Source organism: Dickeya lacustris (assembly GCF_029635795.1).
GTDB classification, from domain to species: domain Bacteria; phylum Pseudomonadota; class Gammaproteobacteria; order Enterobacterales; family Enterobacteriaceae; genus Dickeya; species Dickeya lacustris.
Window position 1 is genome coordinate 951890 of the sequence record NZ_CP114280.1, and the last position, 22098, is coordinate 973987.

Annotated in this window: 24 protein-coding genes; 1 reads left to right on the forward strand and 23 read right to left on the reverse strand. The window is 53.1% G+C overall.

Annotated elements, in window-relative coordinates; translation table 11 throughout:
* Positions 1 to 423 precede the first annotated feature (423 nt).
* From O1Q98_RS04250 to yceD, 22 genes are all read right to left on the reverse strand, one after another.
* A complete protein-coding gene (locus O1Q98_RS04250) occupies positions 424 to 1731 on the reverse strand; it encodes an NAD(P)/FAD-dependent oxidoreductase (RefSeq protein ID WP_125259051.1) in 1308 nt (435 codons plus the stop codon).
* Positions 1732 to 2012: 281 nt separating this feature from the next.
* Entirely contained in the window at positions 2013 to 2555 is a 543-nt protein-coding gene (ycfP, locus tag O1Q98_RS04255) for an alpha/beta hydrolase YcfP (protein ID WP_125259050.1), read from the reverse strand.
* A gap of 33 nt (positions 2556 to 2588) precedes the next feature.
* A complete protein-coding gene (gene nagZ, locus O1Q98_RS04260) occupies positions 2589 to 3614 on the reverse strand; it encodes a beta-N-acetylhexosaminidase (protein ID WP_125259049.1) in 1026 nt (341 codons plus the stop codon).
* A 91-nt stretch (positions 3615 to 3705) separates the two neighbouring features.
* On the reverse strand, positions 3706 to 4545 hold the full coding sequence (locus O1Q98_RS04265) for a phosphotransferase (protein ID WP_125259048.1): 840 nt from the start codon (positions 4543 to 4545) through the stop codon (positions 3706 to 3708).
* Positions 4523 to 5125 carry a penicillin-binding protein activator LpoB gene (gene lpoB / locus O1Q98_RS04270; protein ID WP_125259047.1) on the reverse strand — a complete coding sequence of 201 codons (603 nt, stop codon included), beginning with the start codon at positions 5123 to 5125 and terminating at the stop codon, positions 4523 to 4525. Before lpoB ends, O1Q98_RS04265 begins: the two co-directional genes overlap by 23 nt.
* A gap of 35 nt (positions 5126 to 5160) precedes the next feature.
* Positions 5161 to 5535, reverse strand: a complete 375-nt coding sequence (locus O1Q98_RS04275; protein WP_240632740.1) for a YcfL family putative periplasmic lipoprotein — start codon at positions 5533 to 5535, stop codon at positions 5161 to 5163.
* A 2-nt stretch (positions 5536 to 5537) separates the two neighbouring features.
* Entirely contained in the window at positions 5538 to 5888 is a 351-nt protein-coding gene (gene hinT / locus O1Q98_RS04280; RefSeq protein WP_125259046.1) for a purine nucleoside phosphoramidase, read from the reverse strand.
* Between the two features lie 195 nt (positions 5889 to 6083).
* Positions 6084 to 7148 (reverse strand): malate/lactate/ureidoglycolate dehydrogenase, encoded by a 1065-nt coding sequence (locus O1Q98_RS04285; RefSeq protein WP_125259045.1) that lies wholly within the window; start codon positions 7146 to 7148, stop codon positions 6084 to 6086.
* A gap of 340 nt (positions 7149 to 7488) precedes the next feature.
* Positions 7489 to 8925, reverse strand: a complete 1437-nt coding sequence (gene ptsG / locus O1Q98_RS04290) for a PTS glucose transporter subunit IIBC (protein ID WP_125259044.1) — start codon at positions 8923 to 8925, stop codon at positions 7489 to 7491.
* 316 nt (positions 8926 to 9241) lie between these two features.
* Positions 9242 to 10036 carry a metal-dependent hydrolase gene (locus tag O1Q98_RS04295; RefSeq protein ID WP_125259043.1) on the reverse strand — a complete coding sequence of 265 codons (795 nt, stop codon included), beginning with the start codon at positions 10034 to 10036 and terminating at the stop codon, positions 9242 to 9244.
* A 19-nt stretch (positions 10037 to 10055) separates the two neighbouring features.
* Positions 10056 to 11066, reverse strand: coding sequence for a DNA polymerase III subunit delta' (gene holB, locus O1Q98_RS04300; protein ID WP_125259042.1), 1011 nt, complete (start codon positions 11064 to 11066; stop codon positions 10056 to 10058).
* Positions 11066 to 11719, reverse strand: a complete 654-nt coding sequence (gene tmk / locus O1Q98_RS04305) for a dTMP kinase (protein WP_125259041.1) — start codon at positions 11717 to 11719, stop codon at positions 11066 to 11068. Before tmk ends, holB begins: the two co-directional genes overlap by 1 nt.
* Positions 11709 to 12737, reverse strand: a complete 1029-nt coding sequence (gene mltG, locus O1Q98_RS04310) for an endolytic transglycosylase MltG (protein WP_125259040.1) — start codon at positions 12735 to 12737, stop codon at positions 11709 to 11711. Before mltG ends, tmk begins: the two co-directional genes overlap by 11 nt.
* Positions 12738 to 12743: 6 nt before the next feature.
* Positions 12744 to 13547 carry an aminodeoxychorismate lyase gene (pabC, locus tag O1Q98_RS04315; RefSeq protein ID WP_125259151.1) on the reverse strand — a complete coding sequence of 268 codons (804 nt, stop codon included), beginning with the start codon at positions 13545 to 13547 and terminating at the stop codon, positions 12744 to 12746.
* 128 nt (positions 13548 to 13675) lie between these two features.
* The gene (gene fabF / locus O1Q98_RS04320) at positions 13676 to 14917 is read right to left on the reverse strand and encodes a beta-ketoacyl-ACP synthase II (protein ID WP_125259039.1); all 1242 of its coding nucleotides are present in this window, start codon (positions 14915 to 14917) and stop codon (positions 13676 to 13678) included.
* 81 nt (positions 14918 to 14998) lie between these two features.
* Positions 14999 to 15235, reverse strand: coding sequence for an acyl carrier protein (gene acpP, locus O1Q98_RS04325; protein WP_012765204.1), 237 nt, complete (start codon positions 15233 to 15235; stop codon positions 14999 to 15001).
* 154 nt (positions 15236 to 15389) lie between these two features.
* The gene (fabG, locus tag O1Q98_RS04330; protein WP_125259038.1) at positions 15390 to 16124 is read right to left on the reverse strand and encodes a 3-oxoacyl-ACP reductase FabG; all 735 of its coding nucleotides are present in this window, start codon (positions 16122 to 16124) and stop codon (positions 15390 to 15392) included.
* A 13-nt stretch (positions 16125 to 16137) separates the two neighbouring features.
* Positions 16138 to 17067, reverse strand: a complete 930-nt coding sequence (gene fabD / locus O1Q98_RS04335) for an ACP S-malonyltransferase (RefSeq protein WP_125259037.1) — start codon at positions 17065 to 17067, stop codon at positions 16138 to 16140.
* Between the two features lie 19 nt (positions 17068 to 17086).
* Positions 17087 to 18043: a beta-ketoacyl-ACP synthase III gene (locus tag O1Q98_RS04340; RefSeq protein ID WP_125259036.1), complete on the reverse strand. Its 957-nt coding sequence runs from the start codon at positions 18041 to 18043 to the stop codon at positions 17087 to 17089.
* A 6-nt stretch (positions 18044 to 18049) separates the two neighbouring features.
* Positions 18050 to 19096, reverse strand: coding sequence for a phosphate acyltransferase PlsX (gene plsX, locus O1Q98_RS04345; protein WP_125259035.1), 1047 nt, complete (start codon positions 19094 to 19096; stop codon positions 18050 to 18052).
* A gap of 26 nt (positions 19097 to 19122) precedes the next feature.
* Complete coding sequence (gene rpmF / locus O1Q98_RS04350) at positions 19123 to 19293, reverse strand: 50S ribosomal protein L32 (protein ID WP_012765199.1); 171 nt, start codon at positions 19291 to 19293, stop codon at positions 19123 to 19125.
* Between the two features lie 16 nt (positions 19294 to 19309).
* The gene (yceD, locus tag O1Q98_RS04355) at positions 19310 to 19831 is read right to left on the reverse strand and encodes a 23S rRNA accumulation protein YceD (RefSeq protein ID WP_125259034.1); all 522 of its coding nucleotides are present in this window, start codon (positions 19829 to 19831) and stop codon (positions 19310 to 19312) included.
* A gap of 245 nt (positions 19832 to 20076) precedes the next feature.
* Here yceD and O1Q98_RS04360 point away from each other — a divergent pair, with 245 nt between their 5' ends.
* The gene (locus O1Q98_RS04360; RefSeq protein WP_125259033.1) at positions 20077 to 20661 is read left to right on the forward strand and encodes a Maf family protein; all 585 of its coding nucleotides are present in this window, start codon (positions 20077 to 20079) and stop codon (positions 20659 to 20661) included.
* Between the two features lie 74 nt (positions 20662 to 20735).
* Here O1Q98_RS04360 and rluC read toward each other — a convergent pair whose 3' ends face one another.
* A complete protein-coding gene (gene rluC, locus O1Q98_RS04365) occupies positions 20736 to 21692 on the reverse strand; it encodes a 23S rRNA pseudouridine(955/2504/2580) synthase RluC (RefSeq protein ID WP_125259032.1) in 957 nt (318 codons plus the stop codon).
* Positions 21693 to 22098 lie beyond the last annotated feature (406 nt).

A 22098-nucleotide genomic window follows, 5' to 3' on the forward strand; every position in this document is an offset into this window, starting at 1 on the left:
CGCCGCCCGCTGTTCACGGCGGGATACGCTTCCCTGTCAAGGAGATAGCATACCGAATGGCCCGCTATTCATTACCTCCGACATCATGAAGTCTGCCTAATCACTCAGAAGGGCTCAATCAGATTTCTCCCCCAAGCAGCGCACGCCCTAACAAACGTGTCACATTTGAGAGTTCTCTTATCTTAACTTTCCGCTCGACAGGGTTTTATTCCCGAATAAAAGCGACCAACAGGGTAAAGTTTCAAAAAGAAAGGAATTAACAGATTGATTTAGTGAGGAATCGGCATGAGCCGGATAAATAACCCGACTCATGCCGCAGCAGATAGCGCCTGTTCGTGCGAATAATCCGTGGCCCGCTTGCCGGTATCACCAATCAATACCATAGAGACCATTTTCAGGCGAACTATCACTACCAAGAATAAATTAATGCAGTTTAAGTCTGGGGCGAATCACCCGGTTAATTCCCCCGACCAACATCATCAGCCCGGTTTTGATATAACCGTGTAGCGCTATCTGGTGCATGCGATAGAGTGAAATATAGACAAAGCGCGCGATACGCCCCTCAACCATGACCGAGCCCCGCATCAAATTGCCCATCAGACTGCCGACGGTACTGAATTTGGACAGCGACACCAACGAGCCATGATCTTTATACACGTAGGGCTTGAGCGGCTGGTTATTGAGCAACGCCAGAATATTACTGTAGCAACGGGACGCCATCTGATGTGCCGCCTGAGCGCGTGGCGGGACAAAACCGCCGCCCGGCTGCGGGCATGATGCGCAGTCGCCAATGGCAAAAATGGCCGGATCGCGCGTGGTCTGCAAAGTGGGTTCGACCACCAGTTGATTGATCCGGTTAGTTTCCAGCCCGGCAATCTCTTTCATCGCATCAGCCGCTTTGATCCCGGCCGCCCAGACCATCAAATCAGCCTCGATGAACTCGCCATCTTTGGTATTTAACCCACCGGCCTGGGCGCTCGTTACCATGGTTTTTGTCAGTACCCTGACGCCAAGATTGGTCAATTCATGGTGCGCGGCTGAGGAAATACGTGGCGGCAGTGCAGGAAGAATGCGCTCCCCCGCCTCAACCAACGTAACATTGAGCGCCTGATTACTCAGCCCGTCAAAACCATAGCTATGCAACTGCTTGACCGCATTATGCAATTCGGCTGAGAGCTCGACCCCGGTAGCCCCACCGCCGACAATCGCAATATTCACTTTGCCTTTTTCCCCCTGCGCGGCGGAGAACTTCAGGAAAAGATTGAGCATTTCGTTGTGGAAACGGCGCGCCTGTTTCGGATTATCGAGGAAAATGCAGTGATCTTTGACGCCCGGCGTGCCGAAATCATTCGAGGTGCTGCCTAATGCGACCACCAGAATGTCATAGGAAAGCGAGCGCGCCGCCACCAGCAGCTCACCCTGTTCATCGCGGATTTCCGCCAGTTGGACGGTCTGCTGTTCACGGTCAATCCCGGTCAGCATTCCCAGTTGGAAATTAAAGTGATGATTGCGCGCATGAGCCAGATAGCTCAACGCATCCATATCATCGTCCAGCGAGCCCGTTGCCACTTCGTGTAGCAGCGGTTTCCACAAATGGCTGTGATTACGGTCTACCAAGGTAATGTCCGCTTTCTTTTTGCGGCCAAGTTTGTGGCCCAGGCTGGTTGCCAGTTCTAACCCACCGGCACCGCCGCCGACAATCACGATTTTCTTGGTTGGCAATGATGTCAAAATGACCCCCTGAAATTTTGTGAACCAATAGTTAATAAAGGGTAAAAAACAATATCCTTATATTACATACGGTTATGAAAAAAAGAGTGGATATCTGCTATGAGAATAGCATGTAAGGTCATTTGGTCATACCAAATTTGATTTATATCAATTTAATTTAGTTACAGATCTTTCGACGTCAAAAAATCACGTTTAAATACAAAACGTTAAAAATATCGTTCAGAAAGGGAAAGACGGAGGACGCTGCCGGACGTCTTCTCAGTCCGGCAGCTAAAGGCAGGTCAACCTAGCGCTTTGAAGGCTTTGATTCGCTGCAAATGCGGCGAGAGATCGCGGAATTTGTGGCTGGCGGTATCATCCCAGATGATTTCATAATATTCGCCCAGCAGTCTGGCGCTGCGCGGATTATCCAGCCTCTCGTCATGGCGAGCCAACACCGCCAGACAACGATCGCGATTTTTCTCGCGGAAGTTCTCCACACATTTGGTGGCAATATCGGCGTACTCTTCCGGGCGGTCAATCTTACCGGCCATGTTCTCTTGCGGAAACAGATTCGGGTTAAACATCACCTGACGGATATCGCACAAAAAACCAATCCGCTCCGCCCAAAACCCGCCAAGACCAACGCCACAAATCAGCGGGCAGCTATCGGTGCCGGACTGTAGCATCTTGTCAACTTCGCGCAACAGGTGTTGCATGTCATGCCGTGGATGCAGCGTACTGTAACTCAGCAGCCGAACATCCGGGTCAATAAACTGTAACTGCAACACTTTTTCATGATTACCTGGACTGCTTGAATCAAAACCGTGCAAATAGATGATCATTGTCCCTTCTCCCAGCCTCATATTGCAGGTGAGTTAACCAGCCGCCTTATGCGCCTGCCAACGCTCACTCAATGCGGTCAACTGTGCATGCGCCTGCTTCCAGCGCGACGAGCCCAGTAATTCCTTACGCACTATCCCACCCTGATGGTAAAGCTTCTCAAGCCCCGGGACATTGACCGGCGACAGATTATCCAACACGCTGATTGCCCCCTGTCGCTGGTTACACACCAGAATCATATCGCACCCGGCATCACGTGCGGCCTGAGCACGCTCGGCATAACTCCCCAGCATCGCCGCCCCTTCCATCGACAGGTCGTCAGAAAAGATAATGCCATCAAACCCCAGTTCCTGACGTAATACCTGCCGTAGCCAGAACGGTGAGCCGCTGGCGGGAAGGGGGTCTGCGTCGGTATAAATCACATGTGCGGGCATCACCGCATCCAGCTGTCCACGCGCGATAAGCGTCTTGAATACCCGCATATCGCGTTCGCGTATCTGCGCCAGCGGGCGGGGATCGCGCGGGGTTTCTTTATGTGAATCCGCACTCACTGCGCCATGGCCGGGGAAATGTTTACCGGTCGCCTTCATACCTGCGCTGTGCATGCCCATAATGAAATGTTCTGCTACCGTCAGCAGCGTATCCGGGTCATCATGAAACGATCTGTCGCCGATCGCCGCGCTCTGATGGCCCACGTCCAATACCGGCGCAAAGCTGATATCGATATCCATACTGATCATTTCAGCCGCCATCAGCCATCCTGCGTCTTGCGCCAGTTGCTGCGCCTGCGCCAATGGGTTGAGTGCCGCAAAGGATTGTGCCGCCGGGAGCGCAGTAAAACCATCGCGAAAACGCTGCACCCGCCCGCCCTCTTGATCGACGGCTACCACGAGCCGTTCGCGCGACGCCGCACGAATCTGACGCACCAATTCAGCCAACTGGTCTGCATCGTGAAAATTGCGACTAAACAAAATCACGCCGCCAACCAGCGGGTGCTCCAGCACGTCTCTATCTTCAGCGTCCAGTTCATAACTGGCGACATCTAACATTAATGGTCCCACAACTCTCCCCTTTCTTTTTTCAGCGCCACCCAATAGCGCAAACGCTGACGGCATAAACCTGTGGCGCGAAATCAAAACGACTACCGCCAAGCTACTGTTGCCAGTTGTCTGCCATCTGCCGGTAAATTTCTTCACCACTCTGCTGCCAGCGTACTTCAAACCACATCAACACTAAGTAATCAACAACGTCATACCAACCCGCGATGTGTCGCTGCAAACGCACCGGCGTCAAGGCTTGCCAACACGCGCAATAGTGTTGCAAAAAATCCTGCTGCTGCGGCCCGGATAAACCGGCTGAGCGAAAGAGCAGCGCCAGTTCCAGTGCGATATCGCCATCAGCGGCATATTCCCAGTCAATCAGGCGATAACCGCAGGTCGTCGCCACCAGATTACCGGCATGAACATCCAGATGCAGCGGAGCCAGATGACAGGGCGTTGGCAACCCTCGCGCGCTGATGCGCCGATACGCGCGCCGAAGTTTGGGCGTACGCCGGGCTGGAGCCATATTCTGCCAATGCTGCTCCAACAGGTAAGCCAGACGCAAAGGGTAGCCATAACGCGGGCGATGATGTAATTCGGCCAGCAGTCTCGCCAGCTCGCCGCTATGCAGCAGCGCAGCAAATTGCGCTGGCTCCGGCACAGTGCCCGACAGCCACTCCACCAGCAGCCAGCCATCTCGCCAACATAATGCATGCGGCGCAAAGCCCGTTAAATGACGCAGCACGCGGAATTCACGCTGACGGGCAATGCCCATCTGCCGCCCGTGTGTTGTTTCGCCGCGAGCCAGCCAGCGCCCAGTCGGGCTGTGAATAGAAACGCTTTGGTGACTCAGCCCCCCCAGCGGCTGCCACTCAACCTCACCGGGATCGACGCCAGAAACCACGCGCGGCAATAAAGCGCGCAACCGATCACTGGGCGCTAACGCTGCCATTACCTGACCAGACAATTTCCCCGGTTTGCACCAGCATCAGCTGCATCGATAGCTGCGGCGCTTTCACCTCACCGCTGGCATCAGCATAGAGCACGTATTGCGCACCGACGTAGCGCGCCAGCCCAACGGCTTTACTGCGTGACTCCAGACTGTCGTCTTCCGATAACCCCAGTGACTGTCGCGCCGCGCCCAATTGCTCGCGGGATACCAGCGTAAATGCCCCTGAGGTGGACAACGCATTGTAGATCTCATTGGTTGCCTGCGCGGTCTGCAACGATCCGTTGGTGTTATTCTTCAGCTTGTTGAGCAACAACATACTGCCCCTGGCCACGCCGTCGGTTCTCACTAACTGTGCGACCAGCGGCGTAGCCGCTGCCGACCAATTCAGCACCTGCATCTGTATTTTCGGCGGCACCGGCAGCGGTTGGCTTTGCGCGGGCGGCGTAACCGGTTTGTGCGGCTTGGGCGGCGACGGTACGGCGGGCTCGATGACAACCGGTGCCTGCCCGGTTTGTGGCTCGCGGGTCGAACATCCGGCAATGACCAGCGCCATCAACACCACGCCAAGGTATTTTTTCATCTCATTCCTCTCAATATTATCTCGGGACGTTACTCTCAGAGAAAAAGGTAAAGCCGCACCTGGCTGGCTACAGGCGCAACTGGCGATGCCGTAACCTCAATATCGCCATGTGCAGGCACCGTAACGGCCTGAACCGGTAACGCAGGCATTATCTCCAACCCTTGTGAATCATACAGATAGAAGCGACAGGAGACGGTGACAGGATTATCTGAGGCATTATGAATATAGGTGGTTGCATGCTTTCTGGCCGCGTTCATGACCAGCGATGGCGCAGTGGCCGTGACGCCACGCGCCACCACAGACGCATCCATCACCCGCGTTTGCGCAGGGTTGATAGCCAGCGTGGGCGTTTTGCTGCAACCGGCCAGCATTCCCGCCATCAGCAATGCGGCAAAACAACGCGACGCCACGGTTAACTGGCCAGTAATGGGCCAAGCGGACGGCCACCCAGCAAGTGCATATGAATGTGATACACCTCTTGCCCGCCGTGGCGATTGCAATTAATCACCAAACGATAACCGTCTTGAGCGATCCCTTCCTGACGCGCAATCTTCCCGGCAACGGTTATCATGCGGCCCAATGCCGCTTCATGTTCTGCGCCCGCCTCATTCACTGTGGGAATTAATACATTAGGGATAATCAGGATATGCGTTGGCGTACGCGGGGCGATGTCGCGAAAAGCCGTTACCAGCTCATCCTGATAAACGATATCGGCAGGGATTTCACGGCGGATAATTTTACTAAAAATAGTTTCTTCAGCCATAACATGGCTCCTTTAAAAACAAGCATCATGTGTTTAAAAACAAGCGCGGTGTGTTTAAAAACACGTGTAAGGTGCAATACGGGATGCAGTATGAGTGATAAAACCGATATATTTCAACTCTGTTCGCAGGCGCTCGCAGCGCCTTACGAGCGACATAGCCGACGCGGCCATATCGCCTCCCCTCGCTTTTTATGGTTATTCGGGCGCGAAATCCGCAGGCACCATGCCAAGCGAACATCCTGCTTCGGTAATCTTGCGCCATTCGCCCTCTGAAATCGACACGCCTTGCCGCAGGCGCTGCTGCTGTGCGCGTTGCTCTGGCTCACCGGCCACGTATAACGGGTTATCGGGATGAGAGGCTGGCGATGCCCGCACATATTCCAGCATGGCGTCATATTCCTGCCTGAGCCAATCCATGGTCACGAGTTTGGACGGATCGATTAAAACAGTCGTCATGTTGTTAACAATTGCGCCTTCACGCGGGTTGCCAGGCTGAATCGTGCCACCGCCGGAAAGGATACCGGCCAGCAGCTCGGCAGCCAGAATTAGGCCGCCCCCTTTATGGCGGGCTATCGGTAGCAGCGCACCTGCCGGCTCCTCTTCCCACATGACGCGCGGGTCAGCGCTCGGCTTGCCGTGGTTATCCAACATCACCGGCTCATCAAACGTATGGCCCGCAAGCCAGGCCACGCGGGTTTTTCCCAGCGCAACGATGCTGGTGGCAAAGTCCAGAATAAAGTCAGGATGCGTTTCACTACCGGGAAACGCGATGCAAATTGGGTTGGTGCCAAAACGCGCATCGCTGCCGCCAAAGGGCGCGACCAGCGGCGCAATATCGCTGACATTGACAAAATGAATCGCAATCAGCCCAGCGGCAGCGGCCATTTCGCCATAAGTCCCAATCCGGCCAAGATGACAGGTCGAGGAGAGCGTCATCAAGCAAACACCGGTACTTTTTACACGCGCCATCGCCAGCTGCATTGCCTCACGCCCCGTCCGCTGCCCAAACCCTCTGTCACCGCTGAATTGCAAGATAGCGCCGCCATCTTGTAGCAAACGTGTGGGTGTATTGGGACGCATGGTGCCCTGAGCGATAAATCGCACATACTCCGGCAACATGCCAACGCCGTGGCTGTCATGCCCTTTTAAATTAGCGCCGACCAGGTGCTGCGTGACAATATCGGCTTCATCATGCTCGCATCCGACATGGCGTAACAGGTTATAGGTTATTTGTGTTAAACGGCTGGCTGAAATCTGCATACCTCTCCCTCTGAACTGTGGCAGGCTGTCATGTGTGCGGTGAGATGTTGTTATTGATAAGCGCCGTGTGACGGGCGTGACATCGCGATAAGAGATAATCGAGATAATCGAGATAATCGAGATAATCGAGATAAAGACGGCGCTCATCAGTCAGCAGGATGCGGCTACCGCGCACCTCATCAGGGGTATCCTACTGCTGAACCTCATCGCGGGGGAAACGATTCTGTGCTACGGGCAGGCAATGTTCAGCACATAAAAAAAGGGGCCGTAGCCCCTTTTACACCATCACACCGAATTATCTATCAGCACTAGCGCTGACAACGCTCGTTGTGACAACAGATCACGAGTGGTGACGAATATAGTCATCCATGTCGGTCTTCAGGTTATCAGACTTGGTGCCGAAGATAGCCTGCACACCAGAACCGGCCACAACCACACCAGCAGCGCCCAGTTTCTTCAACGCCGCCTGATCAACGCGGGTAACATCTGCCACACTTACGCGTAAACGTGTGATACAGGCGTCAAGGTTAGTGATGTTATCTTTGCCGCCAAAAGCGGAAACCAGTGATGCCGCCATTTCAGAGCTGCCCTGTGCAGACTGCTCGGATGAAGACTCTTCACGGCCCGGCGTTTTCAGATTCAGTTTAGCGATCAGCACGCGGAACACGGTGTAGTACACCACGGCGTAGCACAGACCGACAATCGGGAACAGCCACAGTTTGCTGCCGTTGCCGCTTAATACCACGAAGTCAATCAGCCCGTGCGAGAAGCTGGTGCCATCACGCATACCAAGCAGGATACAGATTGGGAACGCCAGACCAGCCAGCACCGCGTGGATGATATACAGAATCGGCGCAACGAAGATGAAAGAAAACTCGATAGGCTCGGTAATCCCGGTCAGGAAGGCGGTCAACGCAGCGGAGATCATGATACCGCCCACTTTGGCGCGATTTTCCGGTTTAGCCGAATGCCAGATAGCAAGCGCTGCGGCCGGCAAACCATACATTTTGAACAGGAAGCCGCCAGACAGTTTACCCGCCGTCGGGTCGCCCGCCATATAACGCGGGATGTCGCCATGGAACACCTGACCTGCCGCGTTGGTAAATTCACCCACCTGCATTTGGAACGGTACGTTCCAGATATGGTGCAAGCCGAACGGCACCAAACTACGCTCCACAATACCGTAGATACCGAACGCCAGCACCGGGTTCTGGTAAGCCGCCCACTGGGAGAAAGCCTGAATCGCGCTGCCCACCGGAGGCCAAATAAACGACAGCGCCACACCGATGATAATCGCCGTCAGACCGGAGATAATCGGCACAAAACGCTTACCGGCAAAAAAGCCGAGATATTCAGGCAATTGAATACGATAGAAACGATTGAACATATACGCTGCAATCGCCCCTGCGATAATGCCGCCTAACACGCCCGTATCGGCCATGTGGTTACTGGCAATATCGCTCGGTGACATATGCAACACCAGTGGCGCAACCACGGCCATGGTTTTCACCATAATCCCGTAGGCCACGACCGCCGCCAGCGCAGAAACGCCGTCATTATTGGTAAAGCCCAGCGCCACACCAATAGCAAAAATCAACGGCATATTGGCAAAAACCGAATCACCCGCCTGTGCCATCACACTGGAAACTACCGCTGGCAGCCAGCTAAAGTTGGCTGAACCAACCCCCAGCAGGATACCGGCGATAGGCAGCACGGACACCGGCAGCATCAGCGACTTACCTACTTTTTGCAGGTTTGCAAATGCATTTTTAAACATAATAGAGAGTGCTCCTGAGTAATAGTGCTTTTACTTCTGACAGTTAACCTCATTTGGGCTAACCCGCCTTCAGATAGTCGGGATGTGATTTGCATCCTCACTAATTTTTACGCAGAGTAAAATAAATGTTGCATCAAATGTTTGATAGCAGTCACGTTTCAACTCATGGGAAACCGGCGTAACTATCAGAAGTCTTATAGTTTGTGATCTAACGCTGAAAATCCCCCCTGCCACCGCGTGGCATAAGCCAGAAATAGCCGGGGGTAACAGCGATTAATTACGAAGCAGAAAAAAACTCGCGTATTCTTAACCAGTATCAGGCTGTGGTCAACCGTGCTGGATCAATGTGAAATAACCGAGCAAAATTTTCAGTTGTGGTGGTTGCCAACTGTTCAAGACTGACGTTTTTGAGCACGGCAAGATATTCAGCCACATCGCGGGTATACGCCGGTTGGTTCTCTTTACCGCGATGGGGAACCGGTGCCAGCCAAGGCGAATCGGTTTCAATCAATAGCCTATCTAACGGAACATAGCGCGCGACTTCGCGCAATGCCTCAGCATTACGAAACGTGACTATCCCGGAAAAAGAGATATAGAACCCCAAATCCAGTAATGCGGCGGCAGTATCCTTATCTTCGGTAAAACAGTGTAGTACACCGCCGCACTCTTCGGCTTTTTCTTCACGCAAAATGGCCAGCGTATCTTCACGGGCTGAACGGGTATGCACAATGACCGGTTTGTTGAGATGGCGTCCAATGCGGATATGTTCGCGAAATGAGGCCTGCTGTTGCGCTGCATTATCTTGCTGATAGTAGTAATCAAGTCCGGTTTCACCCAGCGCAACAACCGCAGGGTCGCTTGCCAGCGCGCGCAATTCAGCAAAATCATAGGGCTCATCCTGGTTCAGAGGATGCACGCCACAAGAAAACGCCACATTTTTACGCTCGCCGATAAACGACGTCATCGCACGAAATCCGGGTAATGTGGTTGCAACAGCCAGAATAAAACCGACATCACGCTGACGTGCTTTTTCCAGCACCTCCGCAACGTCTTTGTGTAACGCCTGATAATCCAGGCCATCAAGATGACAATGGGAATCGACTAACAACATAACAATAATTATCCGATTTTCAGGAAAAAGAAGGTGACATCGGCAACGATGGGGAAGACAACGCGCGTTCCCAATCCAGTAACATTGATGTTAATAACAGTTCACGGTTCACGCCCGTGACGGACAGCAATTGATGGCGGCACGCCAGCCAACAACGCAGGCTGTAGTGCAGCAGCGCCTCGCTCATTGCGGTACGGCATTGCGCAATCAGCGTTAACTGGTCACGATTGATAACGTGATCCCAGGCCTGATGGTGCCCTTTCAGCGCATCTAACAAGATACTGCATACCCAGTGGATACGTTCGCAGACATCATCATGGTGCAGCGCGGCCAGCAGTGATAGCGCATCATGGCTGCGCACGCTGGATGACAGGAGCTGACATAATTGCGCCCGCACCTTCCAGCGCTCCGGCTGCAATAACATGTCTGCCGCCAGTGGCGCGCCATGATTTAGCCGCAAAGCGGTCTGGCAGGCGGCCTCATCGCCGTGCCCACGGGCACGCAGCCACTGTATGGCTTGTACTTCATCCGGCACGTCAAGATGACGATAGAGGCAACGGCTACGTAATGTCGCCAGCAAACGCCCCGGCTCTCGGCATCCCAACAGGAAATAACTCTGTGCCGGAGGCTCTTCCAGCGTTTTTAAGAGCGCATTAGCCGCCGCTTCGGTCAACAATTCGGCTTGCGCCAGCCAGATAATTTTTACGCCGCCTTGCCGCGAGCGTTGATACACCTGCTCCAGCACGCTACGCACCTGATCAACCCCCAGGCTTTGCTTTCCTTTTTCCGGTATCACACTGTGCCAGTCCGGGTGAGTCCCGGCGCGCATCAATTGACAATCATGGCAGCGCCCACAGCTTTTACCGCCTTCCGGGTGCTGGCAAAGCAACCGGCGGCTCAGGGCATAAACCAGTGACGCTTCGCCCATCCCTTCTGATGCGTGCAGCAACACGGCATGGTGCCCCCTGCCTGCCTGATGCTCGGCCAGCCATTGTCGATAAGGTGCGTTTAGCCACGGATACCATTCCATCAGGCTGATGTCCTGGCGGTTGATGCGGCGTGTTGCAGCCAGCCAGATAACGCCTGACGAATATCGGCACTGACTTGCGCCAGTTCACGGGACGCATCAATCGTGATGATACTGGCGTCCTGCGCCGCCAGTTGCTGGTAACGCGCACGGGTGCGGGCAAAAAAAGCCAGCGACTCTTGTTCAATGCGGTCAAGCTCGCCGCGCTGACGCGCGCGCTTGAGCCCAAGATCCGGGGAAATATCGAGATAGAGCGTGAGATCAGGGCGAAATTCACCCAATACCGTGTCACGCAGTGATAGCAGTAACTGCGGGTCAATACCGCGTCCGCCGCCTTGATAGGCCTGAGACGAGAGATCGTGGCGGTCGCCGACCACCCAGGCGCCACGCACTAAAGCCGGGCGAATCACATTCTCCACCAATTGCACTCGCGCGGCATAGAGCATCAGCACTTCTGCTTTATCGGTCAGTGGCTCGCCTTGCACGCCCTGTTTTATTAACTCGCGCAATTTTTCCGCCAGCGGCGTGCCGCCCGGCTCACGCGTAAAGACGATGTCCTGAATGCCAAAAGCGCGCAATGTCTCCACAACCACTGCCTGGGCACTGGTTTTCCCTGCGCCTTCAAGCCCTTCGATGACGATAAATTTACTGTGCATTCTTTTCCTTCCCGACTGCGGACATGGAGCGATAAACCTGTACGGCACGGTTATGATCCGTCAGATTGGTGGTGAATGTATGCCCCCCTTTACCGTCAGCAACGAAATAAAGGTAAGCCGTTTTTGCCGGATGCGCCGCTGCATCTAGCGAGGCTTTACCCGGCATCGCGATGGGCGTCGGCGGCAAACCGCTGATGGTGTAGGTATTATAGGGCGTAGCTGTTTCAAGCGCGCTGCGGGTAATGGTTCCGTTATAGCTATCCCCCATACCATAAATCACCGTAGGGTCGGTTTGTAAACGCATTCCCAGACGTAACCGATTGATAAAAACCGACGCAACCTGCGGGCGCTCTGCGTCAACGGCAGTCTCTTTTTCAATCAGCGAGGCCATTATCAGTAGCTCATACGGCGTTTTATAGGGCAAGCCTTCAGCACGACCTTGCCACACCTCATTAAGCACTTTAGCCATACGTTGATGTGCGCGCTGCAACACGGATTTATCGCTCATGCCAGCCGTATGCAGATAGGTATCAGGGTAAAACCACCCTTCCGGGTTTGGCGTATCCTTTAGGCCGATACTATCCGCAATGTCCTGCGGCGTTTTATCTTCCAACGTATGTTTCAGGTAGGGTGAATTTTTGAGAATCTCCAGCCACTCTTTAAAGCGCGATCCTTCGACAAATAGCATGGAAAACTGCGCTTCTTTGCCGCTGGCAAGTAATGCCAGCATGTCACGAACCGTCATCGCCGGGGTGACGCGATAAGTACCGGCTTTAAACGCTGCCAGCTCCGGCTCCAAATGCAGGAGCGGTAACAGGCTACCGCCGTCAGGAATGATATGCTGCGACACCAGCAGATCTTTCAGTCCTTCACGATTTGTTCCGGCGGGAAGCGTAAAAAGGGTTTCCTTATCAATAGCCAGCGGAGAGCTGGCAAAACGCTGGATCTGCCCCCAGCCCCACCACGCACCGGCCGCTAACACAAGAAGAATGCCAAGGCCCCACGTTATTTTCTTCATGACCGCTTATGACTCACAATAAGGGCTCAGAAAGTCATACAACTCTCGTGAGCGATAACACCAGTTATGTGCTTGATTCACCGGAATAATCGGCATCAATGCGTTACACACCACGACCTCATCGGCATCAGCCAATGTCTCTGGCGGTTCACAAACCACCTGCACGGTAAAAGCGGAAGTCTGCAAGCGGGCCATAATATGCTGGCGAGCGACACCATCAACACCGGCCAGTGACACATCCGGTGTGAACACCTGCTGGCCTTTGCGCCAGAACAAATTGGCCGCACAGCATTCCACCAGCGCCCCCGAAGTGTCAAGCACCAGCGCCTCATCAGCCCCGGCGCGCTCAAGGTGCGTGCGAATGAGCACTTGCTCCAGCCGATTAAGGTGTTTGATACCGGCAAGCCAGCGATTTTGCGCCAACGGCACCGGACTGAGGGCCAGGCTGATGCCTTCCTGACGCCACCGGCTATAGTGCCGGGGATAGTCCGCCTGCATCACGATTCTAACCGGCTGCTGGCACCCTGCGGTGCTATAACCTCGGCCACCGCTGCCACGGCTTATCACCGCTTTGACGACGCCCTCGTCTCGCCCCTGCGCAGCGCGCTCCATTTCAGCACGTAATTGTGACCAATCAACATCAGGCAACAATAACTGCTGGGCAGCTCGCTGCAAGCGTTGAATATGTCGCTCCAGCCACACGATACGCCCCTGAACCACCCGGGCCGTGGTAAAACACCCATCGCCAAACTGTACACTGCGGTCTGAAACCGGCAGGTACTGCTCCGCTTTACCGTTAATCCACCACATTATCGCCTCTATCGCCTCTCGCTGCCCATACGCGCCTGCCGCCTGCACGGTTGGCAAAAACTTACTTGCTGATATGAGGCAGGCAAAAAAAAGCCCGGCATCACCGGGCTCTTTCAGGATACAACGCCTCAGACTTTGCGGAACACCACAGAGCCGTTGGTACCGCCGAAACCAAATGAGTTACACAACGTGTACTCCAGATTACTCACCTGGCGCGCCTCATGAGGAACGAAGTCCAGATCGCATCCCTCATCGGGATTATCCAGGTTAATCGTCGGCGGAACAGCGTTATCACGCAATGCCAAAATACTGAAAATCGACTCCACTGCGCCTGCTGCGCCCAGCAGGTGGCCAGTCATCGATTTGGTTGAACTCACCAGCACGCGCGAGGCTTGTGCACCAAATACCGATTTCACGGCCTGTGTTTCTGCTTTATCACCCGCAGGCGTTGACGTACCGTGGGCATTAATATACCCAACCTGTTCAGTGGTGATGCCAGCATCGCGCAGTGCATTTACCATCGCCAACGCAGCGCCTGAACCATCTTCCGGCGGTGACGTCATGTGATAAGCATCGCTGCTCATGCCAAAACCAACGATTTCGGCATAAATTTTTGCCCCGCGTTTTTTGGCATGCTCGTATTCTTCGAGCACCAGGATACCGGCACCGTCTCCCAGCACAAAACCGTCACGATCTTTATCCCAGGGGCGACTCGCCGCCTGCGGATTATCATTACGGGTTGATAAAGCGCGAGCCGCGCCAAAACCGCCTACACCTAACGGGGTACTGGCTTTTTCCGCACCACCGGCCACCATGACATCGGCATCGTTGTACGCAATAATACGTGCCGCATGGCCAATATTATGCACACCGGATGTACAGGCTGTAGCGATAGAAATCGTTGGGCCACGCAGACCAAACATGATGCTCAGATGACCTGCCACCATATTTACAATGGTTGAAGGAACAAAAAACGGACTGATTTTACGCGGGCCACCATGCATCAGCGCGCCATGGTTTTCCTCAATCAGCCCCAGACCACCAATACCCGACCCGATAGCGGCTCCGATACGGCCCGCATTCTCAGGCGTGACTTCAAGGCCAGAATCCTGCATAGCCTGAACGCCTGCTGCAATTCCGTATTGAATAAAGGCATCCATCTTGCGCGCTTCTTTGCGCGAGATGAAATCTTCACTGTTAAAGTCCTTTACTAAGCCAGCAAAACGCGTTGCATAGGCACTAGTATCGAAATGGTCAATCAAGCTGATACCACTCTGACCGGCAAGCAAAGCATTCCAGGTTGACTCTACTGTGTTGCCGACAGGAGATAACATGCCAAGACCAGTCACAACTACTCGACGCTTAGACACGCTTATCCTCCAGGGAGGGAAAAAATGATTCTGAGGTAGAAGAAAACTTAGGCGGTCGAGCGACCGCCTAGATATGTTCGATTACTGCTGATTAGCCTGAATGAAATCAATGGCTGCCTGAACAGTCGTGATTTTTTCAGCTTCTTCGTCTGGAATCTCGGTATCGAATTCTTCTTCCAATGCCATTACCAGCTCAACAGTGTCAAGAGAATCAGCGCCCAGGTCATCAACGAAAGAGGCATTGTTCACGACTTCTTCCGGCTTAACGCCCAGCTGTTCAACGATGATTTTCTTAACGCGTTCTTCGATAGTGCTCATACTCTTAAATTTCCTATCAAAACTCGCTTTCGCGATGGTTTTCGTAGTGTATAAAATGTTGAAAAAGATGCAACAAAATCAAGACTGGTCGAACCAAGATTTTGTGCTTTTTGCAGTTTTCGCTGCAAATTAACGCAAATTACGGTGGTACTTGTTAGATCATATACATGCCACCATTGACATGCAATGTTTCACCGGTAATGTAACCCGCCTCATCAGAGGCTAAAAACGCCACAGCACTGGCGATCTCTTTGGCATCACCCAAACGGCCGGCAGGAACATTCGTCAAAATGCCCGCCCGCTGTTCTTCTGTCAACGCCCGCGTCATATCGGTTTCAATAAAGCCGGGAGCCACTACGTTCACCGTAATGCCACGCGACGCCACTTCCTGCGCCAGCGACTTACTGAAACCCACCAACCCCGCTTTAGCAGCAGCGTAATTCGCTTGCCCGGCATTGCCTCGAGAACCAATAACGGAGCCAACGGTGACAATGCGGCCAAACCGCTTTTTCATCATAGCGCGTAATACCGCTTTCGACAGACGGAAAACGGAACTCAGGTTAGTGTCCAGCACTTCCTGCCAGGCGTCATCTTTCATACGCAACATCAGATCGTCACGAGTGATACCGGCATTGTTCACCAGAATATCAATATCCCCAAACGTTTCTTTGATGCTGGCTAATACGCTCTCGATAGACGCGCTATCGGTGACGTTTAATGCATATCCTTTACCCTTCGGCCCCAGCCATTCGCTGATATCCGCAGCGCCTTTCTCGCTGGTCGCCGTACCAATCACGGTCGCACCACGAGCCGCCAATGTTTCAGCGATTGCACGGCCAATGCCGCGACTTGCGCCCGTGACCAGGGCAATTTTTCCTTCAAAACTCATCATTTTCACCGTTTTATTGTTCAAGCGCTGCGGATAAGGAAGCAGAATCATTAATCGCTGCGGCCGTCAAACTATCAACGATTCGTTTCGTCAGTCCGGTCAATACTTTACCTGGCCCAACTTCCAGTAACGAGGTCACGCCCTGCGCAGACATGTATTCGACACATTCCGTCCAGCGAACCGGGCTATGCAACTGGCGTACCAGCGCGCTACGAATAGCTTGCGCAGAGGTTTCAACACGCACATCTACGTTATTTACCACCGGAATGGCTGGCGTATTAAAGGTGATATCCTCAAGCGCCAGAGCCAGTTTACGCGCAGCCGGCTCCATCAACGCACAATGAGAGGGCACGCTGACAGGCAACGGCAGCGCGCGTTTTGCACCCGCAGCTTTACAAGCAGCGCCAGCGCGTTCTACTGCGGCTTTGTCACCCGCGATAACCACCTGCCCCGGTGAGTTAAAGTTGACCGGTGATACAACCTGGCCCTGTGCCGCTTCAACGCAAGCCTGAGCGATAGCGGCGTTATCCAGACCGATAATCGCATACATTGCGCCCGTTCCCTCAGGAACCGCTTCTTGCATCAGTTTGCCACGTAACTCCACCAGACCGACGGCTTGTTTAAAATCCATCACACCGGCACACACCAGCGCAGAGTATTCACCGAGACTATGGCCAGACATCAACGCCGGTAATTTACCACCCTGCTGCTGCCAGACTCGCCACAGCGCAACCGAAGCACTCAGCAGAGCGGGTTGGGTTTGCCAGGTTTTATTCAGCTCTTCTGCCGGCCCTTGCTGAACAAGCTGCCACAAATCATAGCCAAGTACCGAAGAGGCCTCATCAAAAGTTTCCTTGATAATCGAAAACTGTTCAGCCAGTTCTGCCAGCATCCCCACTGTCTGGGAACCCTGACCGGGAAACACCATCGCAAATTGCGTCATAACAATCAGTCCTGAGTAATCAAAAACGAATCAGAGCGGAGCCCCAGGTGAAACCACCACCAAACGCTTCCAGCAAAATTAGCTGGCCTCGCTGAATCCGACCATCACGCACGGCTTCATCCAGCGCGGAAGGAACCGACGCGGCTGACGTATTGCCATGCCGGTCTAATGTCACGACCACTTTATCCATTCCCATCGCGAGCTTTTTCGCCGTGGCGCTGATAATGCGCAAGTTAGCCTGATGAGGAACCAGCCAGTCCAGTTCACTCTTATCCAGCCCTGAAGCATTCAACGTTTCTTCAACAATGTGCGCCAGTTCCGTTACAGCCACTTTAAAGACTTCGTTACCCGCCATTGACAGGTAGGCAGATTGCGGTTCATCGGTATGGCGATCGGCATACGGCAACGCCAATAAATTGCCATAGCGACCATCAGCATGCAGATGGGTAGACAGGATTCCGGGCTCTTCCGAGCGCCCAACCAGCACAGCACCAGCGGCATCGCCAAACAGAATTAACGTGCCTCTGTCTTCAGGGTTTAACGTTCTCGACAACGTATCGGAACCAATGACTAACGCGTATTCTACCGCACCACTTTTTACATATTGGTCAGCAACACTAAGCGCATACGTAAAACCCGCACAGGCAGCCGCAAGATCAAAGGCTATGGTATCCTTGATCCCTAACATCTGCTGGATTTGGCATGCCGAACTGGGAAACGCATGGCTGGACGATGTGGTCGCGACAATCAGCAACCCCACCTTTTCTTTATCCACGCCGGCCATTTCGAGTGCATTCTGCGCAGCACGGTATCCCATAGACGCAACATTCTCGTCAGGCGCGGCGATACGGCGTTCGCGAATACCGGTACGAGTAACAATCCACTCGTCCGACGTGTCCACCATTTTCTCTAAATCAGCGTTCGTCCTGATTTGCGCGGGTAAATAACTGCCCGTTCCGATAATCTTTGTATACATGTACGCTTAGTCACTCTTGGGTAATACAGCCTTTAGTCGCGACGCAATCTTCTCGGGAAGTTGCCGCTGCACTGCCTGCACCGCCTGCTCAATCGCCATAGCAAATGCATTTTGATTTGCTGCACCGTGGCTTTTTATGACAGTTCCACGTAATCCTAACAGACATGCACCGTTATAGTGGTCAGGGTTCAGGTGTCCAAAGCGTTTTGCTAAACGTTTTTGCAACCAGCGACCCAAAAAACGCCACCACCATGACGGTGTTTGTTGCCCAACGCCCCTGCCCGAAGAGGGTTTCAGCAAGGACAAAAACATCCGCACAACACCTTCCATCGTCTTTAATGTGACGTTTCCGACGAAACCGTCACAGACCATGACATCCGTTTTACCCGTCAGCAACTCATTGCCTTCCAGATAACCGATATAATGGATTGCTGGCATCATTTTTAGCTGTGCCGCCGCATCTCGAATATTGCCAAGCCCTTTGCTTTCTTCTTCACCAATATTCAGTAATGCCACGCGTGGGCGCGTTAATCCCAGCACTTGCTCCGCCATGACGGCGCCCATTACGGCAAATTGCACCAGCATGGCGCTGTTACAACCCACATTAGCGCCTAAATCCAGTACAACCGTTTTTCCGTGTTGTTGATGCGGCAATAATGTAACTAATGCGGGGCGATCAATTCCGTCAACGGGTTTGATCAGTAACGTCGCCAGCCCCATCAACGCGCCGGTATTTCCTGCACTTACGCACGCCTGCGCCCGCCCTTCCTGGATTAACTCCAAAGCAACGCGCATGGATGTTCCCCGACTGGCGCGGATAGCCTGAGATGGACGTGCATCACCCGCAATCACCGATTCGGCAGGGACAATGTCCAAACGGGAAAGTAGGGAAGAATCGACGTTGGCAAGTAACGGGGTAAGCGCAGAAGGATCACCCACCAACAACAGATGGAGATCTGGATTAGAAGCCAGTGCCTGCAATGATGCAGGCACTGTGACGCAGGGACCAAAGTCCCCGCCCATTGCATCTAACGCCAAAGTTAGGCGCGTCAAAGTTTTTCCTTGCTAAATCGCAGGAATTACTTAGCAATAACCTTGCGACCGCGGTAGTAACCATCCGCAGTGACGTGGTGGCGCAGATGGGTTTCGCCAGAAACTTTATCTACGGATACTGCAGAAGTGGTCAGCGCATCGTGAGCACGACGCATACCACGCTTGGAACGGCTAGGTTTATTCTGTTGTACGGCCATGGACCTTACTCCTTAATTACTTACGCTTTAAACTGGCTAATACGGCAAATGGATTCGGCTTTTCCGCCTCGGCGGGTAATTGACCGAATACCAAATCCGCGTCGGACACTTCACAGTGTTCAGAATCATGCACCGGCGCAATGGGCAAAGAGAGAATTAACTCATCTTCAATCATCGCCAACAAATCAACCTCGCCAAATTCATTCACTTCGACAGGTTCATATGCTTCCGGCAAGGCTTCAGCCTGCTCATCATTGACGACCGGGCTAAAACAGAACGTGGTGTGTACCTGATGTTCGAAAGGCCTGCTACAGCGCTGACACAATAACGTCACCGTTACGTCAGCGTGTCCGTCAATCACTGCCAGCCGTTGACTGTCAATGTTGAACGATAGCGTCGCATTTACATCGCTGTCCACACTAACCACTGATTCGGCAACCCGCATCACCTGTTCAGCGGCATAGACACCAACATAATCTAAACGCTTTTGAGCAGTGCGAACCGCATCAAGGGTTAAGGGTAATTTTACCTTTTGCATAGGGCGCGCATATTAACGTCGTAACGACGGAGAGTCAAAGAAAAAGGTGGTCAGCGGGGGGACTTTCCCCGAAAATTTACTGCCACCTGCCGTGATTCGCTTCCTGAGCGCGGCTCAGTTTAAAATGCCTTTCTGAAATATACCACACTGATTCTGCGTCAGCTGGCAGCAATCGCGGCCGTCTAACAGCCGCAAGGACGATAAGATGCTGGCTGCGCAGAAAACGATACTGAGGCAATCTAACCATGTTTCCACTCGTGCTAGCATCGACGTCCGCTTACCGCCAGTCTCTGTTGCAAAAATTCGGATTACCTTTTCACTGTGCCCGACCCGATGCCGATGAAACGCCAATAGACGGCGAACATGCCTGTGAATTGGTGCAACGGCTGGCAACGAATAAGGCCCGGTCGCTGGTCACTGACTATCCCAGCCATCTTATCGTTGGCAGCGACCAGGTCTGTGTTCTGGCAGGGCATATCGCCGGAAAGCCCCACACCAGAGAAAACGCGATTCGTCAGTTAAGCCTGGCCAGCGGCCATTGCGTAACTTTTTATACCGGATTAGCGCTGCTCAACAGCGCAACCGGACGTCTGCAATGCATTGTCGAACCTTTTGACGTCTATTTTCGCACGCTCAGTGCAGCAGAAATTGCCCATTACGTCGATACAGACCAACCGTTCGACTGCGCAGGCAGCTTTAAAAGTGAAGGACTAGGTATCACGCTATTTGACAAGCTGGTTGGGCGAGACCCCAACACGCTGGTCGGCTTGCCACTGATAGCGTTGCTGGAGCTACTACGCAATGAAGGGGTTAACCCGTTGATACCCTGAGCACTCATCAGTGCCGGTATACGAGAAATGCTACACACTCCGGGCCCGTACCCGGAATGTGTAGCAGTCACGCCTTATTGCTGGCGCTGACGTAATAGACGCAGGCAGTTTCGCAACATCGGGTCTAGCGGCGCCTCAATCCGCACCGTTTCCCCCGTGTGTGGGTGTTCAAAACGCAGCGCCTGTGCATGAAGAAACAAGCGATTGAGCCCGGTATCAACTAACTGAGCATCAAACTCTCTGTCGCCATAGCGATCATCAAATGCAATAGGGTGGCCCGCATACTGTGTATGCACACGAATCTGGTGAGTACGTCCTGTTACCGGACTGGCGCGTACCAGCGTTGCGCAGTCAAACCGCTCCTCGACTTTGAACAGCGTCTCAGACGGCTTCCCTTCACTGTTAACACGCACAATACGCTCACCGCTTTGTAAGATATTTTTCAGCAAAGGAGCCTGAACCGTCTTACAGTGTGACTGCCACTGCCCTCGCACCAGCGCCAGATAATCTTTCTGCATGCCTTTGCCGCGTAATTGCTCATGCAAAGATCGCAACGCCGAGCGCCGCTTTGCCACCAGCAACACACCCGACGTGTCGCGATCGAGCCGATGCACGAGCTCGAGAAAACGCGCATCGGGGCGCAGCGCCCTTAATCCCTCAATGACGCCAAAGCTCAGGCCGCTTCCACCGTGGACTGCCGTTCCTGAAGGCTTATTGAGGATTAACAAATAATCATCTTCAAATAAAATGCACTCGGCCAACGCAGACACTTTGCCAAGGCTTGCGGAAACCGGCGCTTCTTCACGTTCTGACTGGCGAACGGGAGGGATGCGTAGCTCGTCGCCATCCAGCAATTTGTATTCCGGTTTGACGCGCTTTTTATTCACCCGCACCTCACCTTTACGTAAGATGCGATAAATCATGCTTTTCGGCACACCTTTCAATTTGGTGCGCAAAAAATTGTCGATTCGCTGACCTGATTCCTCGGCGGAAATTGTCAGAAACTGTACGGTTGGGTTCTCTGTTTTCATGGGAGCGAATTTTAAAGAGCACGCACCGATAGCGCCACATCTTTTTCTATGCTTAACTGTCGCTCTGTCTTATAGAGATTCTGTGTTATAGAAATAGTGTGCTGCGATTATTCGCCCTGTCATTAGCATCAAGATGTATCAGTTTGATTAAAAACAGCACAATAATCTTTATTCAGGCAGGCAAAGTCACCTTGCTATTGATGTATCAGCAATGGAATAATGCTTTGGCTTTCCGTGCTGATTTCCGATAAAACAAGGGAAATTGCGGAATTATTATCTTTGCCGGATTACTCATAAACGCAGCAATGGCGTAAGACGTATTGAATAATCAGGCAGTTAGCGAGCTGCAGTTGGCAGCTTGGCCGGCATATGGAATCAGATCTGGCAACGTATTTTCAGAAGCTAT

Excerpts from the sequence above, each read along its gene's own strand:
- O1Q98_RS04360 (WP_125259033.1), top strand. The coding sequence starts at position 20,077 with ATGTTTCCACTCGTGCTAGCATCGACGTCCGCTTACCGCCAGTCTCTG.
- hinT (WP_125259046.1), bottom strand. The coding sequence starts at position 5,888 with ATGGCTGAAGAAACTATTTTTAGTAAAATTATCCGCCGTGAAATCCCT.
- fabD (WP_125259037.1), bottom strand. The coding sequence starts at position 17,067 with ATGACGCAATTTGCGATGGTGTTTCCCGGTCAGGGTTCCCAGACAGTG.
- acpP (WP_012765204.1), bottom strand. The coding sequence starts at position 15,235 with ATGAGCACTATCGAAGAACGCGTTAAGAAAATCATCGTTGAACAGCTG.
- fabG (WP_125259038.1), bottom strand. The coding sequence starts at position 16,124 with ATGAGTTTTGAAGGAAAAATTGCCCTGGTCACGGGCGCAAGTCGCGGC.
- tmk (WP_125259041.1), bottom strand. The coding sequence starts at position 11,719 with ATGCACAGTAAATTTATCGTCATCGAAGGGCTTGAAGGCGCAGGGAAA.
- O1Q98_RS04295 (WP_125259043.1), bottom strand. The coding sequence starts at position 10,036 with ATGTTGTTAGTCGATTCCCATTGTCATCTTGATGGCCTGGATTATCAG.
- yceD (WP_125259034.1), bottom strand. The coding sequence starts at position 19,831 with ATGCAAAAGGTAAAATTACCCTTAACCCTTGATGCGGTTCGCACTGCT.
- ycfP (WP_125259050.1), bottom strand. The coding sequence starts at position 2,555 with ATGATCATCTATTTGCACGGTTTTGATTCAAGCAGTCCAGGTAATCAT.
- pabC (WP_125259151.1), bottom strand. The coding sequence starts at position 13,547 with ATGTGGTGGATTAACGGTAAAGCGGAGCAGTACCTGCCGGTTTCAGAC.
- holB (WP_125259042.1), bottom strand. The coding sequence starts at position 11,066 with ATGGAATGGTATCCGTGGCTAAACGCACCTTATCGACAATGGCTGGCC.
- lpoB (WP_125259047.1), bottom strand. The coding sequence starts at position 5,125 with ATGAAAAAATACCTTGGCGTGGTGTTGATGGCGCTGGTCATTGCCGGA.
- mltG (WP_125259040.1), bottom strand. The coding sequence starts at position 12,737 with ATGAAGAAAATAACGTGGGGCCTTGGCATTCTTCTTGTGTTAGCGGCC.
- rluC (WP_125259032.1), bottom strand. The coding sequence starts at position 21,692 with ATGAAAACAGAGAACCCAACCGTACAGTTTCTGACAATTTCCGCCGAG.
- O1Q98_RS04340 (WP_125259036.1), bottom strand. The coding sequence starts at position 18,043 with ATGTATACAAAGATTATCGGAACGGGCAGTTATTTACCCGCGCAAATC.
- O1Q98_RS04265 (WP_125259048.1), bottom strand. The coding sequence starts at position 4,545 with ATGGCAGCGTTAGCGCCCAGTGATCGGTTGCGCGCTTTATTGCCGCGC.
- rpmF (WP_012765199.1), bottom strand. The coding sequence starts at position 19,293 with ATGGCCGTACAACAGAATAAACCTAGCCGTTCCAAGCGTGGTATGCGT.
- ptsG (WP_125259044.1), bottom strand. The coding sequence starts at position 8,925 with ATGTTTAAAAATGCATTTGCAAACCTGCAAAAAGTAGGTAAGTCGCTG.
- O1Q98_RS04285 (WP_125259045.1), bottom strand. The coding sequence starts at position 7,148 with ATGCAGATTTCAGCCAGCCGTTTAACACAAATAACCTATAACCTGTTA.